Source organism: Haloferax namakaokahaiae (genome assembly GCF_042663225.1).
Lineage (GTDB): Archaea > Halobacteriota > Halobacteria > Halobacteriales > Haloferacaceae > Haloferax > Haloferax namakaokahaiae.
The window spans coordinates 339290-353550 of record NZ_JBHTAA010000001.1; the positions used below are offsets into that span (position 1 = coordinate 339290).

Here is a 14261-nt window from a genome sequence, read left to right on the forward strand (position 1 = left end):
CGATTCTGACGCATCGGCGAGACGTTTACGAGCATCGACTTCTAATCTCGTCTGTGGACCGCGACCGACTCGTCTTGGGCCTCGCGGCGGTGTTCGCGGGTCTCACCATGCTGCTCGTCGTGTTGGCCTTCGTCTATCAGCCCTTTTTGCTGGCGGTAGCCCTGCCGTTCGGCGCGACGACCTACTTCATGTACTCTTCGGTGAGCGGCCGCCTCGCGGAGCAGTTCGAGCGGGAGCGCGTCCGCGCCGACGAGTTCGGTGGCTTCGGCGCGAGACGGCAACGCGAGACGAGCACGGGTGGCTTCGGCGCTGGCCCGCGCGGCGACCCGCGCGAAGGTCCCGGCGCGGGACGCTACCGCAACGTCGGCGAACAGGAGTACCGATACGAGTACCAACGTCGCCAGCGCCCGCCGCAGTCTCGAAACGGGATGAACCGCGACAAGGCGCTTCGGACGCTCGGGCTCGACGCCGACGCGACGCAGGCGGACATAAAAGACGCCTACCGGAGACTGGTCAAAGAGACACACCCGGACTCGAAGTCCGGTGACCAAGAGGCGTTCAAGCGCGTCTCGAAAGCCTACGAGCGACTCTCAGAGTAGGAATTAGGCGGAGAGACGCCCACGTTTCCCCAAATTTACATCCCACTTACTTGTGTGTGCTATTGTACCACGGGTATTGCTATCGCGGAAAGCGTTTTCACGGTTGGTTTCCTACGCCCCGCCATGAGCGCCGATCGGGCCGTCCTCGAAGAGGCCCTACAGCGTGGTGAACAGGAGGGTGGGAACGTTGAGTTCAAAGAGCGTCTCACCCGCGCCGTTCACCTGGCAGATGGCCGCATGGAGTCGCTCGCCGCCCAGCTCCGCCACCGAGTGCTCTCCGGTGATGGTGTCGCAACGTACGTCGTCGGCGTGACAGACGACGGCGGAATCGCGGGAATCGCTCCCGAAGACTTCTCCGAGACACTCGACGTGCTCTCGCTGCTCGCCGAAGAGGCGGGCGCACACATCGAAGACGTCGAGACGTGGGGCGTCGGCGACGGCGCAGAACGCGGTCTCGTCGGTCTCGCAACCATCCGCGAGGGCGGCATCCTCGACGTTGACGACGACCACATCGTCGTCGGCACGGCCGGCCACGTTGACCACGGTAAGTCAACGCTCGTCGGGTCGCTCGTCACCGGACAACCCGACAACGGCAACGGCAGTACGCGCTCGTTCCTCGACGTTCAACCCCACGAAGTCGAGCGCGGTCTCTCGGCTGACCTCTCGTACGCCGTCTACGGCTTCAACGACGAGGGACCGCTGCACATGCAGAACCCCCACCGGAAATCCGACCGCGCGAAAATCGTCGAAGACGCTGACCGACTCGTCTCGTTCGTCGATACGGTCGGCCACGAACCGTGGCTTCGGACGACGATTCGCGGACTCGTCGGCCAGCGACTCGACTATGGCCTGCTCGTCGTCGCCGCGGACGACGGCCCGACGCGGACGACCCGCGAGCACCTCGGTATCCTCCTCGCCATGGAGTTGCCGACCGTCGTCGCCATCACGAAGGTCGATGCGGTCACGCCCGAGCGCGCCGAGGAGGTCGAGCGCGAAGTCGAGCGCCTGCTCCGCGACGTTGGCCGAACCCCGCTTCGAATCGAGCGCTACGGCGTCGAGGCCGCTATCGAGGAGATTAGCGAGTCGGTCGTCCCCATCCTCCGTTCGAGCGCGGTGACGATGGAGGGCATCTCCGAACTGGACCAACTGTTCGAGTCGCTCCCGAAGCGACAGGCCGACGAGGGCGACTTCCGGATGTACATCGACCGAACCTACTCGGTGACCGGCGTGGGTGCCGTCGCCTCGGGGACGGTCAACTCGGGGGCGGTCGAAGTCGGCGACCAACTCCTCGTCGGCCCGATGGCCGACGGCACGTTCAGAGAGGTCGAGGCTCGCTCTATCGAGATGCACTACTACCGCGTGGACCGGGCCAACGCCGGACGAATCGTCGGTATCGCGCTCAAGGGCGTCAGAGAGGAGGAACTCGAGCGCGGGATGGTGCTCGTCCCCGCCGGCTCCGAGCCGAACGCCGTCCGCGAGTTCGAAGCCGACGTGATGGTGCTGAACCACCCGACTCGGATTCGAGAGGGCTACGAACCCGTCGTCCACCTCGAAACCATCTCCGAGGCGGCCATCTTCCACCCCGAAGGCGGGCAACTCCTCCCGGGCGATACGGGCACGACGACGGTGGAGTTCAAATTCCGGCCGTACTTCGTCGAGGAAGGCCAGCGATTCGTCTTCCGTGAGGGTCGCTCGAAGGGCGTCGGCACCGTGACGAAGGTTCGCTAAGAGAGGACGGCCCGAGCGGAAAGAACCGAGTCAGGCGTCGGCGACGACGTAGCCCTGTTCCTGCGCTTCTGCGAGTTCGAACAACACCGCCCAGTCCAGCAGTCGCTCGACGCGCGTCCGCCAGCGCGACTCCCAGCCTTCCGGGTCGCGGTGACGCTCCCACCGAGGGACCCATTGCTCGAATTGGTCGAACACCTCGTCGGCGGACTGCGGGTCTTCAGTCAGCGTTTGGACGACTTCTCGTGCGCCGAAGACGTGCTCGACGAACGCCTTTCGCAGGTCGTCGGTCGAATGCTCGTCGCGGACGCGTTCGAAGCCGCGACTGGCCTCACGAGCGAGTCCGAGCGACTGGCAGAACACCAGCCAATCGCGGCCCTCGTCGCGCGACACGTCGAGTTGGTCGGCGATGCGACTGCAACAGTCGTCCTCCGAACCGGGGATGAGCGGGACGCCTCGATGCGCCTCCGACAGGCGGTCGAGCGACGCCGGTGCTGGCGGGACGGGCTTTCGTCTCACAGGTCGAACGAGTCGGCGAGAATCTCCTCGTCCGTCTCGCCGAGGGTGTACGCCGGGCCGTCGATAACGTCGATGGTCGCCTGTGCGGGACCGAAGACGTTCGGGTCTACCTCCGAGAAGTCCCACTCGGCGTCCTCGAACAGGTCCACGAAGGGAACGCTGTACTCGCTTCCGGCACTGGAGACGACGCCGTCGAAGTGGTCGAAGTCCTCGCGGACGGTCATGTGGACCTGCCCGCCGTATGCGACCGAGTCGTTGGTTCGGCCCATAGCGACGCTCTCGTCGTAGCTGACGGGCGCGAGCGGGGCGGTGCCGCTGATAGAGACCACGTTCGTCGGGTCGTAGCCGAGTTCGAAGAGGTTGAACATCGCCAACTCGGCGGTTCGGGCCGCGCCCGTGACGCTCCCGGCGAGCGAGCCGGTGGCGTACGTCGGCAGGAAGATGGCGCTCGGTTCGAGGTCGGTCATCTCGGCGACGTGTTCGGCCACTTCGTCGGTTGGGAGGTCGATGCTCTCGACGGCGAGGACGGTCAGGTCGAACTCGTCGTAGTAGCCGAGTTCGTGGAATTCCGCCTCTTCGCCGACGAGCGCGCGGGCGGGGCCGGAGCCGAGTCCGTCGAAGTCGTCGAAGACGAGTTCCCACCCGGCCTTCTGCGAGCAGAGGAGTGCGAGCGCGGGGCGGTCGGTCGAAATCTCGACGTGGGGTCGGGGCGTTCCCGCAACCTCGCCCATCCGGGTCTGGACGGTGGCGAGTCCGGCGGTTTGTATCTCCGTGAGGAGCATCCCCGCTTCGACGCCGCCGTCCGCATCGACGCCGAAGTCGATGACCGTCGCTCCGGAGTCGAGTTCGTGGCCCTCGATACCGAGTTCCGCGGCGAAGTCGAGCGCCTCGTCAACCAGTTCGATGGCCATTCGATTGATGCTGTCCATGCGCGCCGATTGCGCGTCTTCGCCTAAAGGGTTTGTCAGTCCCACCCCACCTTTTTACTTCGTCGGGGCCGCCTTCGGCGACCCACTCCTCGTAAAAATCTGGACCAAAAAGTGCTGCGAGGTTCGCTACACTCACATCGCAGTGCAGCAGCATGGTGGACCCACCAACACAGGCAACGAGTGTCGATATATAACTCTCAACGCTCGCGTTTCGCGGGCCGCCCGAGGTGCTCTTCGACGGCCGCGACTTTGTCGCTCGCCGACTGGCTCACCGTGCGCTTGTCGTCTATTTTCAGGAACGTGCTCACCCGGTCGCCATCGACGGCCTTGTGCGCCGCGCCGACCGCGGCGAGCAACTCGTCGATGTCGTCGGCTTCGATAATCGTCCCCATGGGATTCGTCTCGTAGGAGACATCGAAGTCGTCCAGCGCGGCCACGGCCTTGGCGACTTCGCCCGACATGCTGTCTTCGATGACCGGTGCGACGCTCAGCAGTGCGATGACTGTCATGACTCACTCATCGCGCCGGAGTGTGGTAAAAACGAGGTGTGAGACAGTCAACTATTCGTGAACGAAATCGACGCGGATATGAGGTGGATTCTCTTCGAATCCGATATGTTGCGCTCGATATCGACTCGCCGAACGCTCTTTGCGCTCTCGTCCGTTGCGACTGCCATCGGCATCTGCGCCGTGATTGGCGCGCTCGTCGGCTATCGCGCCGAGTGGACGGTGACGGGGCTGCTTCTCGGCGTTGCAGTCTTCGTCTTCGTCTCCCAGCGGTAGGTCGAAAATTCCGTCCTGATTTTTCTCGCCGGCTGACGTATCGAGGGGTATGAATCCACGCGTCGAGCGCGCGCTCCTCTACAGCCGAGCGATTTTCTTCGAGGTACGTACCGAACGGCTGACGTTCATGGCCGGCAGCATCGCCTACGGTGCGTTCGTCTCACTCCTCCCGCTGTTCTTACTCGTCCTCACTGCCGTCTCGGTGACCGGCAACGAAGACCTCCGGGGGAGCGTCATTCGACTCATCCAGTCGGTCCTCACACCCGGCGCGAGCGACGTCATCGTGGCGGAACTCGAAACGTCGAGTCAACTCGCCGGTCTCTCGCTCGTCGGCGTGCTCGTCCTCGTCTGGGGGACGCTCCGTATCTTCCGCGGTCTCGACACCGCCTTCTCGGATATCTACGAGTCCGAGGCCGCCAACACCTTCGCCGACCAAGTCTCGGACGGCATCGTCGTCCTCGTCGCCGTCTCGCTCACCGTCGTCGCCGCCGCGCTCATCAACTCGGCGCTCACGTCGGTCGGGGGGTCGGTCGGCTGGGTTCTCAACCGTGCCGTCCTCATCACCGCCCTCGTAGCGACGCTCTTCCCGATGTACTACATCTTCCCCGACGAGGACGTGACGCGCCTCGAAGTCCTCCCGGGGACGGTGGTTGCCGCCGTCGGGTTGGCGATATTCGAAGGGCTGTTTCGGTTCTACGTCCAGTTCAGTAGCCAATCGCCCGAATCGAGCGTCATCGCGGGCGTGCTCGTCCTCCTGACGTGGCTCTACTTCAGCGGACTCGTCATCCTCTTCGGCGCGGTCGTCAACGCCGTCCTCTCGAATCGGTCGCAGGACGTGAACGTCCCCCCGCTCTTCGGCGGCATCAGCCCACAGGAGAAAGCACACCTCGCCAACCGAATGGAAGTCGCAACCGCGCTCGAACACCTCGGCCGCCTCATCGATGGCTCCGACGACGATATCGAGATTCACGTCGGCGAGAACGCCGTCCGGATTCCCCGCCCCGGAAAGGTCGTCGTCGATACGGACACGAACAAATTCCTCCCGGAGGGACCGGTCCGACTGGAGCTTCGATGGTCGTCGTGGCCTGACAATCAGGAAAAATGAGAACGGCGATTATGCGTTCGGCGCGCGAACGTATCTCCATGGCAATCCGGACTCCACCCCACTCGACGAGAACAGTCGTTCCTGAGCGCGAATCGTGGGACGACGTAGAAGTGAGCGCGACGACCGAATCACGAGCGGTGCGACCACCGACCGTCGTCGAGAATCGGCGGATGGTAAACCACACCCTCGCCGAATCGCGTCTCGTCTGGCGGTGCGACGACTGCGGCGAACTCGGGCACTTGACGGCGTTCCCCGTCGCCTGTCCGAACTGTTCGGCTCCGCGCGAAGCACTATACTACTTCAGAGAAGACTGACTCGGCGACGGTGACCGCCCGCCGACCGCGACCGTTTTTTGGCTCGCATCCGCAGCACAGGTATGTACCTCTCTCACCCCGTTCGCCGGATGCGCGACGACCCCTTCGACGACGAGCGCGCGGAACTCCGCGTCCACCCGGAATCCGACGACGCGCGGTCGAAACTGGAGGCACTCGTCTCGGACCTCGGCGGTACCGTGGGGAACGAACTCCAGTTCGGCGGCATCATCGTCGTCGTGGACGAGACCGACGTCTCGGCGCTGTGCGAACTCGACGGTATCGAGCGAATCGAAACGTCGGATACGCTCGGCTATTAGTCGGATAAGCTCGGCTACTAATTTGTTCTCCGCTCGCACGTGCGCGCTAGGCGGCCTCAACTGATTTGTACCTCGGGGCGAGAGCGACAGTATGGCATCTGCACTGCCGCTCTCGCGGCTCGTCGGTCTGGTCGCGGCTATCGTCGCAGTCGGTGTCGTGGTTTCGCGTAGCGCACTCGAAACCGGCACCAACCCACGCGTCGATCCCACGAACGGGCTGTGGGCGGCCATCGAGGCACAACCCCTGTTCATCGTCGGCGCTGTCGCCGCCGTCGTGGGGAGTGCTCGCAGTCGTCCGGTTCCGTCTCTAGTAACCATGCTCCCGGTCGATTTCGACATCGCGCTCCTCGTGTTCTACGTGGCGCTTCTCGGAGTCATCGGCGTGCAGTACGCCCGCGGCGCGCTCCCACTGGAGCGAGTGGTGCTGCTCGTCTCGATGTGCGCGACGTGGCTCGCCTACAGTCTGTTGCAGGTGAGTCAGGACGGTCTCGTTGCGACCGGGACGATGCTCAATTCCGTTCTCGACGGCTTCTCTGTGGTTCTGCTTCTCGGTGGCCTGTATGGGTTGTACTGGTGGTGGCGGAATCGGGAGTCTGTGGGGTCGTAGGGAGTCGAGTCTGGGATAGAAACTCAAGGTGCGTCGGCTGGGATTGTGAACTTCACTCGCAACGCTTCGCGTTGCTCGCTAGTTCAAATCCCACCGTTTCGCATTCACTCACTCAGACGGAGCGACGCGACGAGACGCGTCGCTTGGTGAGTTGAGTTCGAGAGAAGTGCGTCGGCTGGGATTTGAACCCAGGTTGTGACCATGGCAAGGTCACGTGATACCACTACACTACCGACGCATGTCCGAAAGTGCGCTGGCTGGGATTTGAACCCAGGTTGTGACCATGGCAAGGTCACGTGATACCACTACACTACCAGCGCATTCCGCGCGTGTTGTGGCGCTTGCTGCGTTTCTGGATAATGCCGGGTTGATAAATAAGACTTGCGAATCTGGGGGAGAAATCGGACGACAGCGCGGCACCTGCTACCACATCAGTGGCATCAAAATGGATGTTTCAGATTTCCTGTTAATTCGTACCATGGGTCATTCGCTAATTCCTCACAAACCGGTGCGTGGGACGCTCTAACACCCCAGAAACGATTCGCTACTCTTTTAGGTAGGCCCCCGGTACAAACGCCACAGTCTAGATGAGACGAGGATGAATTCGGCATGACACGCAGCGTACTCGTGCCGTCCTCACTCGTCCGGGAAGCCGAAGACCAACGCGAGGCAACTCGCAAACTCGGCTACATCGCCCGTGCGGCGGTGATTTTCCGGGCGGACCGACTCGTCATCTTCCCCGACGAAGATGGCGAGACGCGATGGGGCGGTGGGTTCGTCGAAACCATACTTCGGTATGCCGCAACGCCACCATACCTCCGGAAGGAAGTGTGGGGCAAGCGGGACGAACTCCGCTACGCTGGTATCTTGCCGCCCATGCTCGTGTCGTCTACGACCGCAGGTGACTCAGACGAGTTGCCTGCGTTGCGAGAAGGAATCGTGACCGAGGTCGGACCTGACGACCGCGTTCGGGTCAATTGCGGAATGCAACACCCGATCTCCCTGTTCGTCCCGCCAGGGATGGACATCACAGAGGGAGAGCGCGTCGCTGTCAGGATCTCTTCGCGAGAACCGGTCCGTGCGCGGATTGTGGACAAGCCTCTTCCGGGCTTTTCCGTTTCCCGCATGGACCTCACGGAAGCACTCGGCCTACCAGATGCTGGCGTGCGAATCGCCACGTCTCGCTATGGCGAGTCGCTGTCGGTCTCCCGACTGGGAGAACTGACGACCCGCATCGCCGACGCCGACGGGATGACCGTCGTCTTCGGTTCTCCGGGCCGAGGCCTTCCGGACATCCTTGGGTTGGACCCCGAGGATGTCGCAGACGTCGAACCTTCCGGTGGTCCGGGGTTCGACCTCTGGCTCAATACGATTCCGCGACAGGGCAGCGAAGTGGTGCGAACTGAGGAAGCGATGTTCGCGTCGCTCGCGTCCCTGACACTCACGGAGTGAACACATGCCACAACCAAGCAGACCACGAAAAGGCTCGATGGGCTTCAGCCCACGCAAGCGCGTGACCAAAGAGGTTCCGCGCATCAAGTCGTGGCCCGATGATGACGGCTCCCCTGCACTGCAGGGCTTCGCTGGCTACAAGGCCGGCATGACGCACGTCATGATGGTCAACGACGAGGCAGACTCCCCCCGAGAGGGGATGGAAGAAGCCGTTCCGGTGACCGTCGTCGAGACGCCACCGATGCGTGCTGTCGCCATTCGCGCCTACAAGCAGACGGCGTACGGACTCAACCCGGAGATCGAGGTGTGGGCAGACGAGTTCCACGACGAACTCGACCGCACCCTCGACCTGCCGGCAGAATCAACGTTCGAAGAGGACGCAGAGGCATTCCGCGAGGCCGTCGAGGCCGGCGACGTCGATGACGTTCGCGTCATCACGCACACGGTGCCCTCGGACCTCAAGAACGTCCCCAAGAAGAAACCTGACGTGATGGAAACGCGCGTCGGCGGCGGCTCCATTCAGGAGCGCGCCGAATTCGCTCTCGAACTCGTCGGCGACGGCGGCGTTCACGAGATGTCCGACGTGTTCCGTGCCGGCGAGTACCTCGACGCCGCGGGTGTCACGAAAGGTAAGGGTACCCAAGGTCCCGTCAAGCGATGGGGCGTCCAGAAGCGGAAGGGCAAACACGCCCGTCAGGGCTGGCGGCGCCGTATCGGTAACCTCGGCCCGTGGAACCCGTCGCGCGTTCGCTCGACGGTTCCCCAGCTCGGTCAGACCGGGTACCACCAACGCACCGAACTCAACAAGCGTCTTATCGACCTCGGCGAGGGCGACGAGGCAACCGTCGATGGTGGCTTCGTCAACTACGGTGAGGTCGAGGGCTCCTACGCGCTCGTCAAAGGCTCGCTCCCGGGCCCGAACAAGCGCCTTCTGCGGTTCCGCCCGGCCATCCGGCCGAACGACCAACCGCGCCTCGACCCCGAGGTGCGCTACGTCTCTACCGCATCGAACCAGGGTTAAACCATGCAGGCAACTATCCGCGACCTGAACGGCGACGACGCAGGCAGCATCGACCTGCCTGAGGTCTTCGAGACGGCTTACCGTCCGGACCTCATCAAGCGCGCAGTCATCGCCGCGCAGGCCAACCGAAAACAGCCGTACGGTTCCGACCCCTACGCCGGCATGCGCACGCCGGCAGAGTCCTTCGGAAGCGGCCGCGGCATGTCGCACGACCCACGTCAGAATGGTGTCGCTCGACGTGTCCCGCACGCCGTCTCCGGCCGCCGCGCCCACCCGCCGAAGGCCGAGAAGGACCAGGGGAAGAGCATCAACACGAAAGAGCGCAAACTCGCAGTCCGCTCGGCACTCGCCGCGACGGCGAACCCCGAACTCGTCGCAGAGCGCGGGCACCAGTTCGACGACGACCTCGAACTGCCGCTCGTCGTCTCCGACGACTTCGAGGACCTCGTGAAGACGAAGGAAGTCGTTGACCTCCTCTCGTCGCTCGGCGTCTACGCCGACATCGAGCGCTCCGAAGACAACAAGAAGGTCAAGGGCGGCCAGGGCAAACTCCGTGGCCGCAAGTACACGCGTCCGAAGTCGATTCTCTTCGTGACGTCCGAGGAGCCATCGAAGGCTGCTCGCAACCTCGCCGGTGCCGACGTCGCAACCGCGGCGAACGTCTCGGCCGAGGACCTCGCACCCGGCACCCACGCCGGTCGCCTGACCATCTTCACCGAAAGCGCACTCGACGAGGTGGCTGACCGATGAGCACCATCATCGAGCACCCCCTCGTCACCGAGAAGGCGATGAACATGATGGACTTCGACAACACGCTCCAGTTCATCGTCCACATCGACGCGAACAAGTCCGATATCCGCGAGGAGATCGAGTCGCGCTACGATGTCGCCATCGAGAACGTCAACACGCAGATTACGATGAAGGGCAAAAAGAAAGCAACCGTCCGACTCTCTGAGGACGACGAGGCGCAGGAAGTCGCCTCCCGAATTGGGGTGTTCTAACGATGGGACGCCGAATTCAGGGCCAGCGTCGTGGTCGCGGTTCCTCCACGTTCCGTGCACCATCGCACCGCTACAAGGCCGAACTGTCCCACAAGAAGTCTGACGACGACGACACCATCTCCGGTACCGTCGTCGGCATCGAACACGACCCCGCTCGCAGTGCACCGATCGCACTCGTCGAGTTCGACGACGAACAGCGCATGATCCTCGTCCCCGAGGGCGTCGCCGTCGGTGAGGAGATCCAGATTGGCGTCTCCGCCGAAATCAAGCCCGGCAACACGATGCCGCTGGCCGAGATTCCCGAGGGTGTCCCCGTCTGTAACGTCGAGCGTCAGCCCGGCGACGGCGGGAAGTTCGCCCGCGCATCCGGTGTCAGCGCACAGCTGCTCTCGCACGACCGCGAGGTCGCAGTCGTGAAGCTGCCCTCGGGCGAAGTCAAGCGCCTCAACCCCACGTGCCGTGCGACCATCGGCGTCGTCGCCGGTGGCGGTCGAACGGAGAAGCCGTTCGTCAAGGCAGGGAAGAAGTACCACAAGATGAAAGCGCGTGGTATCAAGTGGCCGCGCGTCCGCGGTGTTGCCATGAACGCCGTCGATCACCCGTTCGGTGGCGGCGGTCGGCAGCACCCCGGTCAGCCGAAGTCCGTCTCGCGGGACGCCCCGCCGGGCCGGAAGGTCGGTGACATCGCCTCTAAGCGCACCGGTCGCGGTGGCAAGGGAGGTAAGTAATCATGAGCACGCAATACCGTACCGGCCGCGAAGGTGAGTTCACCTACCGTGGCTACACGCTCGAAGAGCTGCAGGATATGGAGCTCGACGAAGTCGCGGAACTGCTCCCCGCTCGACAGCGGCGAACTATCACCCGTGGCCTCTCGACGGACCAAGAGAAGTTGGTCACGAAGGCCGAAAACAAGACGGAAGAAGAAACGGCGAACGCGCCGATTCGCACGCACCTGCGTGACATGCCGATTCTCCCGTCCTTCGTTGGACTCACCTTCGCTGTCTACACCGGTCAAGAGTTCGAGCGCGTCAAGATTCAGCCCGAGATGATCGGACACTATCTTGGCGAGTTCCAACTGACCCGGTCGTCAGTGACCCACGGGCAGGCCGGTATCGGCGCGACCCGGTCCTCGAAGTTCGTGCCGCTCAAGTAAAACCATGGGAATCAACTACAGCGTCGAGGCCGACCCGGAGACCACCTCCAAGGGGATGCTCCGCGACCGGCCCATCAGCCTCAAGCACAGTAAGGCCATCTCCAAAGCGATCAAGGGGATGTCCGTCGCCGACGCCGAGGACTACCTCGAAGCCGTCATCGACGGCGAGCGGTCGGTTCCGTTCAAGCAGCACAACTCGGGCGTTGGCCACCGGAGCGATATCGAGGGCTGGGACGCAGGACGATACCCCGAAAAGGCGTCCAAGGCGTTCCTCGAACTCCTCGAAAACGTCCGCAACAACGCCACCGAACAGGGCTTCGATGGTCCATCGATGGAAATCATGCACGTCGCAGCCCACAAAGTCGGCGAGCGTCCGGGCCGGAAACCCCGCGCCTTCGGTCGCGCCGACCCGTGGAACACCCCAATCTGTGACGTCGAACTCATCATCGAGGAGGTCGAAGAATAATGGCTGACGAACACCAATTCATCGAAGACGGACTCCAGAAGTCCCAGATCGACGAGTTCTTCGCAAAAGAACTCGGCCGCGCAGGCTACGGCGGCATGGACGTCGCCAAGACGCCGATGGGCACCCAAATCGTGCTCAAGGCAGAGAAGCCTGGTATGGTCATCGGGAAAGGCGGGAAGAACATCCGTAAGGTCACCCGCGAACTCGAAGACCGCTTCAACCTCGACGACCCGCAGATCGACGTTCAGGAAGTAGACGAACCGGACCTCAACGCCCGAATCGTCGCAGACCGCCTCGCCAACGCACTCGAGCGTGGCTGGTACTTCCGCAAAGCGGGCCACACGACCATCGACCGCATCATGGACGCCGGCGCACTCGGTGCCGAAATCGTCCTCTCCGGCAAGGTCACTGGCGCTCGCTCGCGCGTCGAGAAGTTCAACCGCGGCTACATCAAGCACAACGGCGAACCCGCCCAGGAAATCGTTGACGAAGGTCAGGGCGTCGCCGTCATGAAGCTCGGCACCATCGGTGTCACGGTCAAGATCATCCCGCCGGGAGCACGTCTCCCCGACGACTTCGAAGTCGAAGAGGGCGCAGAGCCTGAAGCGGTCGAACAGATCGAAGAGACCGAGAGCGTCGAAGACCTCCTCGAAGAGGAACCGGAAGAAGTTCCGGACGTCTCCGAGGACGCCGACGCAGAAGCCGAAGAACTCGACGAGGACCTCCTCGAAGAGGAAGCCGTCGAAGAAGCAGAGTCTGACGACGAGGAAGTCGTCGAGGAAGAAGTCGTCGAAGACGACGAGGAACTCGACGAAGAAGTCGCTGAGGAAGCGGCCGACCTCGTCGCCGAGATGGAAGCAGAAGACGACGAAGAGACGGAGGAAGAATAAATGGCAATCCTCTACACCGAAGAAATCCGCGACATGACGCCCGCAGAGCGCGAAGCCGAGCTCGAAGAGCTCGAAACTGAGCTGCTCAACGCGAAGGCAGTCCAGGCGGCAGGTGGCGCACCGGACAACCCCGGCCGCGTCTCCGAGCTGAAGCGGACCGTCGCCCGAATCAAGACGATTCAGGGCGAAGAAGGCGACTTCGACGACGAATAATGTCACTCACACCCGAGACCCTCACGCGACACGAACTCAACGGTCTCCACACGGAGGTCGTCGATGCGGCGAACCCCGACCTGGTCGGGATAGCCGGTCGTATCGTCGTCGAGACGATGCAGACGTTCCACGTCGATGACGGGACTCGGGTGCGACAGGTGCCCAAACACGGGGCAACGTTCGAATTTGCGATTCCACGCACAGATGAAGCCGCCGACGCCGCGAAGGCGTCGGGGACCACGTCCAAACTTCGGTCGGATACTACTGGCGGATTAGATGCCAGTCAGTCTGGTCGGCGCGCCGAGGACCACTCGGCGGCTTCTCGGGACTCCGAGAATTGCGAGGGCGTGGCCTACGTTACGGTGGATGGCTCACAACTGCTCTCACGACCCGCATTGCGCACCGAAACAAGAGGTAGCTCGAAATGGCAATAGGACTTGACGTTCCAACGCCTCCGGAACCCGATAATCCGGAGGACTACGACTACGACAAGTGTCCGTTCTACGGCTCGCTCTCCGTCCGGGGTCAGACCCTGGAGGGGACGGTCGTCTCGACGGACATGGCAAAGACCGTCATCGTCGAGCGGGAGTACGACGTATTCGTTCCGAAGTACGACCGCTACATGAAGCGACGTTCCCGCATCCCGGCACACGTGCCGGGCGTGCTCGAGGGACTCGCTGTCGGTGACGAAGTAACAATTGCGGAGACACGCCCGCTCTCGAAGACCAAATCCCACGTCGTCGTGGAGGTCATCGGAGGAGACGACTGATGGAAGCACTCAAAGCCGACATCACGAAAGGCGTCGCCCGCGGCTCGCTGATCACGTGCGCCGACAACACCGGCGCGCGCGAACTCAAGGTTATCAGCGTCGCTGGCTACTCCGGCACGAAGAACCGCCACCCCAAAGCAGGCGTCGGTGACAAGGTGACCGTCTCGGTCACGAAGGGTACGCCCGAAATGCGCCGCCAGGTGCTCGAAGCCGTCATCGTTCGACAGCGGAAATCCATCCGCCGTCCGAACGGGACGCGCGTCAAATTCGAGGACAACGCGGCGGTCATCATCGACGAGATGGAAGAACCGCGCGGGACCGAAATCAAGGGTCCCATCGCGCGAGAGGTGGCCGAACGCTTCGGGAGCATCGCTTCCACTGCGACGATGATCGTATAGT

At 63.0% G+C, this 14261-nt stretch carries 22 protein-coding genes and 2 tRNA genes; 19 read left to right on the forward strand and 5 right to left on the reverse strand.

Annotated elements, in window-relative coordinates; all coding sequences use genetic code 11:
* The first annotated feature begins 53 nt into the window (after nt 1–53).
* Both ACFQJC_RS01845 and ACFQJC_RS01850 read left to right on the forward strand, forming a co-directional pair.
* On the forward strand, nt 54–599 hold the full coding sequence (locus ACFQJC_RS01845; RefSeq protein ID WP_390221544.1) for a J domain-containing protein: 546 nt from the start codon (nt 54–56) through the stop codon (nt 597–599).
* A 123-nt stretch (nt 600–722) separates the two neighbouring features.
* A complete protein-coding gene (locus tag ACFQJC_RS01850; RefSeq protein WP_390221545.1) occupies nt 723–2327 on the forward strand; it encodes a GTPBP1 family GTP-binding protein in 1605 nt (534 codons plus the stop codon).
* A gap of 30 nt (nt 2328–2357) precedes the next feature.
* On the opposite strand, the gene ACFQJC_RS01855 is transcribed toward ACFQJC_RS01850, so the two are convergent.
* The 3 genes from ACFQJC_RS01855 to ACFQJC_RS01865 all read right to left on the reverse strand — a co-directional run bounded on the left by ACFQJC_RS01855 (nt 2358) and on the right by ACFQJC_RS01865 (nt 4281).
* Complete coding sequence (locus ACFQJC_RS01855; protein ID WP_390221546.1) at nt 2358–2843, reverse strand: hypothetical protein; 486 nt, start codon at nt 2841–2843, stop codon at nt 2358–2360.
* Nucleotides 2840–3772 (reverse strand): methenyltetrahydromethanopterin cyclohydrolase, encoded by a 933-nt coding sequence (gene mch / locus ACFQJC_RS01860; protein ID WP_390221547.1) that lies wholly within the window; start codon nt 3770–3772, stop codon nt 2840–2842. The genes ACFQJC_RS01855 and mch overlap by 4 nt, the downstream gene beginning before the upstream one ends.
* 197 nt (nt 3773–3969) lie before the next feature.
* Entirely contained in the window at nt 3970–4281 is a 312-nt protein-coding gene (locus tag ACFQJC_RS01865; RefSeq protein WP_390221548.1) for an MTH1187 family thiamine-binding protein, read from the reverse strand.
* Between the two features lie 78 nt (nt 4282–4359).
* Between ACFQJC_RS01865 and ACFQJC_RS01870 the strand changes: the two genes are divergently transcribed.
* The 5 genes from ACFQJC_RS01870 to ACFQJC_RS01890 all read left to right on the forward strand — a co-directional run bounded on the left by ACFQJC_RS01870 (nt 4360) and on the right by ACFQJC_RS01890 (nt 6897).
* Nucleotides 4360–4554, forward strand: a complete 195-nt coding sequence (locus ACFQJC_RS01870; protein ID WP_390221549.1) for a hypothetical protein — start codon at nt 4360–4362, stop codon at nt 4552–4554.
* A 49-nt stretch (nt 4555–4603) separates the two neighbouring features.
* Nucleotides 4604–5659 (forward strand): YihY/virulence factor BrkB family protein, encoded by a 1056-nt coding sequence (locus ACFQJC_RS01875; RefSeq protein ID WP_390221550.1) that lies wholly within the window; start codon nt 4604–4606, stop codon nt 5657–5659.
* 38 nt (nt 5660–5697) lie between these two features.
* Nucleotides 5698–5973 (forward strand): DUF7130 family rubredoxin-like protein, encoded by a 276-nt coding sequence (locus ACFQJC_RS01880; protein WP_390221551.1) that lies wholly within the window; start codon nt 5698–5700, stop codon nt 5971–5973.
* Between the two features lie 62 nt (nt 5974–6035).
* On the forward strand, nt 6036–6290 hold the full coding sequence (locus ACFQJC_RS01885; protein ID WP_390221552.1) for a hypothetical protein: 255 nt from the start codon (nt 6036–6038) through the stop codon (nt 6288–6290).
* A 91-nt stretch (nt 6291–6381) separates the two neighbouring features.
* Nucleotides 6382–6897, forward strand: coding sequence for a hypothetical protein (locus ACFQJC_RS01890; protein WP_390221553.1), 516 nt, complete (start codon nt 6382–6384; stop codon nt 6895–6897).
* A gap of 167 nt (nt 6898–7064) precedes the next feature.
* Here ACFQJC_RS01890 and ACFQJC_RS01895 read toward each other — a convergent pair.
* Nucleotides 7065–7135 (reverse strand) — tRNA-Gly (locus tag ACFQJC_RS01895).
* Nucleotides 7136–7146: 11 nt separating this feature from the next.
* Nucleotides 7147–7217: transfer RNA gene (locus ACFQJC_RS01900), tRNA-Gly, on the reverse strand.
* A gap of 289 nt (nt 7218–7506) precedes the next feature.
* Here ACFQJC_RS01900 and ACFQJC_RS01905 point away from each other — a divergent pair.
* From ACFQJC_RS01905 to ACFQJC_RS01960, 12 genes are read left to right on the forward strand one after another with little or no spacing between them, the layout of a single operon-like run.
* Nucleotides 7507–8349 (forward strand): putative RNA uridine N3 methyltransferase, encoded by an 843-nt coding sequence (locus tag ACFQJC_RS01905; protein WP_390221554.1) that lies wholly within the window; start codon nt 7507–7509, stop codon nt 8347–8349.
* Nucleotides 8350–8353: 4 nt separating this feature from the next.
* Complete coding sequence (locus ACFQJC_RS01910) at nt 8354–9370, forward strand: 50S ribosomal protein L3 (protein WP_390221555.1); 1017 nt, start codon at nt 8354–8356, stop codon at nt 9368–9370.
* 3 nt (nt 9371–9373) lie between these two features.
* A complete protein-coding gene (gene rpl4p / locus ACFQJC_RS01915) occupies nt 9374–10120 on the forward strand; it encodes a 50S ribosomal protein L4 (protein ID WP_390221556.1) in 747 nt (248 codons plus the stop codon).
* On the forward strand, nt 10117–10371 hold the full coding sequence (locus tag ACFQJC_RS01920) for a 50S ribosomal protein L23 (protein ID WP_390221557.1): 255 nt from the start codon (nt 10117–10119) through the stop codon (nt 10369–10371). Before rpl4p ends, ACFQJC_RS01920 begins: the two co-directional genes overlap by 4 nt.
* A gap of 2 nt (nt 10372–10373) precedes the next feature.
* A complete protein-coding gene (locus ACFQJC_RS01925) occupies nt 10374–11099 on the forward strand; it encodes a 50S ribosomal protein L2 (protein WP_390221558.1) in 726 nt (241 codons plus the stop codon).
* Nucleotides 11100–11101: 2 nt separating this feature from the next.
* Complete coding sequence (locus ACFQJC_RS01930; RefSeq protein ID WP_390221559.1) at nt 11102–11524, forward strand: 30S ribosomal protein S19; 423 nt, start codon at nt 11102–11104, stop codon at nt 11522–11524.
* 4 nt (nt 11525–11528) lie between these two features.
* On the forward strand, nt 11529–11990 hold the full coding sequence (locus tag ACFQJC_RS01935) for a 50S ribosomal protein L22 (RefSeq protein ID WP_390221560.1): 462 nt from the start codon (nt 11529–11531) through the stop codon (nt 11988–11990).
* Entirely contained in the window at nt 11990–12880 is an 891-nt protein-coding gene (locus tag ACFQJC_RS01940) for a 30S ribosomal protein S3 (RefSeq protein ID WP_390221561.1), read from the forward strand. Before ACFQJC_RS01935 ends, ACFQJC_RS01940 begins: the two co-directional genes overlap by 1 nt.
* Nucleotides 12881–13093 carry a 50S ribosomal protein L29 gene (rpmC, locus tag ACFQJC_RS01945; RefSeq protein ID WP_390221562.1) on the forward strand — a complete coding sequence of 71 codons (213 nt, stop codon included), beginning with the start codon at nt 12881–12883 and terminating at the stop codon, nt 13091–13093. It begins immediately after the preceding gene.
* Complete coding sequence (locus ACFQJC_RS01950) at nt 13093–13527, forward strand: ribonuclease P protein component 1 (protein WP_390221563.1); 435 nt, start codon at nt 13093–13095, stop codon at nt 13525–13527. The genes rpmC and ACFQJC_RS01950 overlap by 1 nt, the downstream gene beginning before the upstream one ends.
* A complete protein-coding gene (locus tag ACFQJC_RS01955) occupies nt 13518–13862 on the forward strand; it encodes a 30S ribosomal protein S17 (RefSeq protein WP_390221564.1) in 345 nt (114 codons plus the stop codon). Before ACFQJC_RS01950 ends, ACFQJC_RS01955 begins: the two co-directional genes overlap by 10 nt.
* Nucleotides 13862–14260: a 50S ribosomal protein L14 gene (locus ACFQJC_RS01960; protein ID WP_390221565.1), complete on the forward strand. Its 399-nt coding sequence runs from the start codon at nt 13862–13864 to the stop codon at nt 14258–14260. Before ACFQJC_RS01955 ends, ACFQJC_RS01960 begins: the two co-directional genes overlap by 1 nt.
* Nucleotide 14261: the final 1 nt, after the last annotated feature.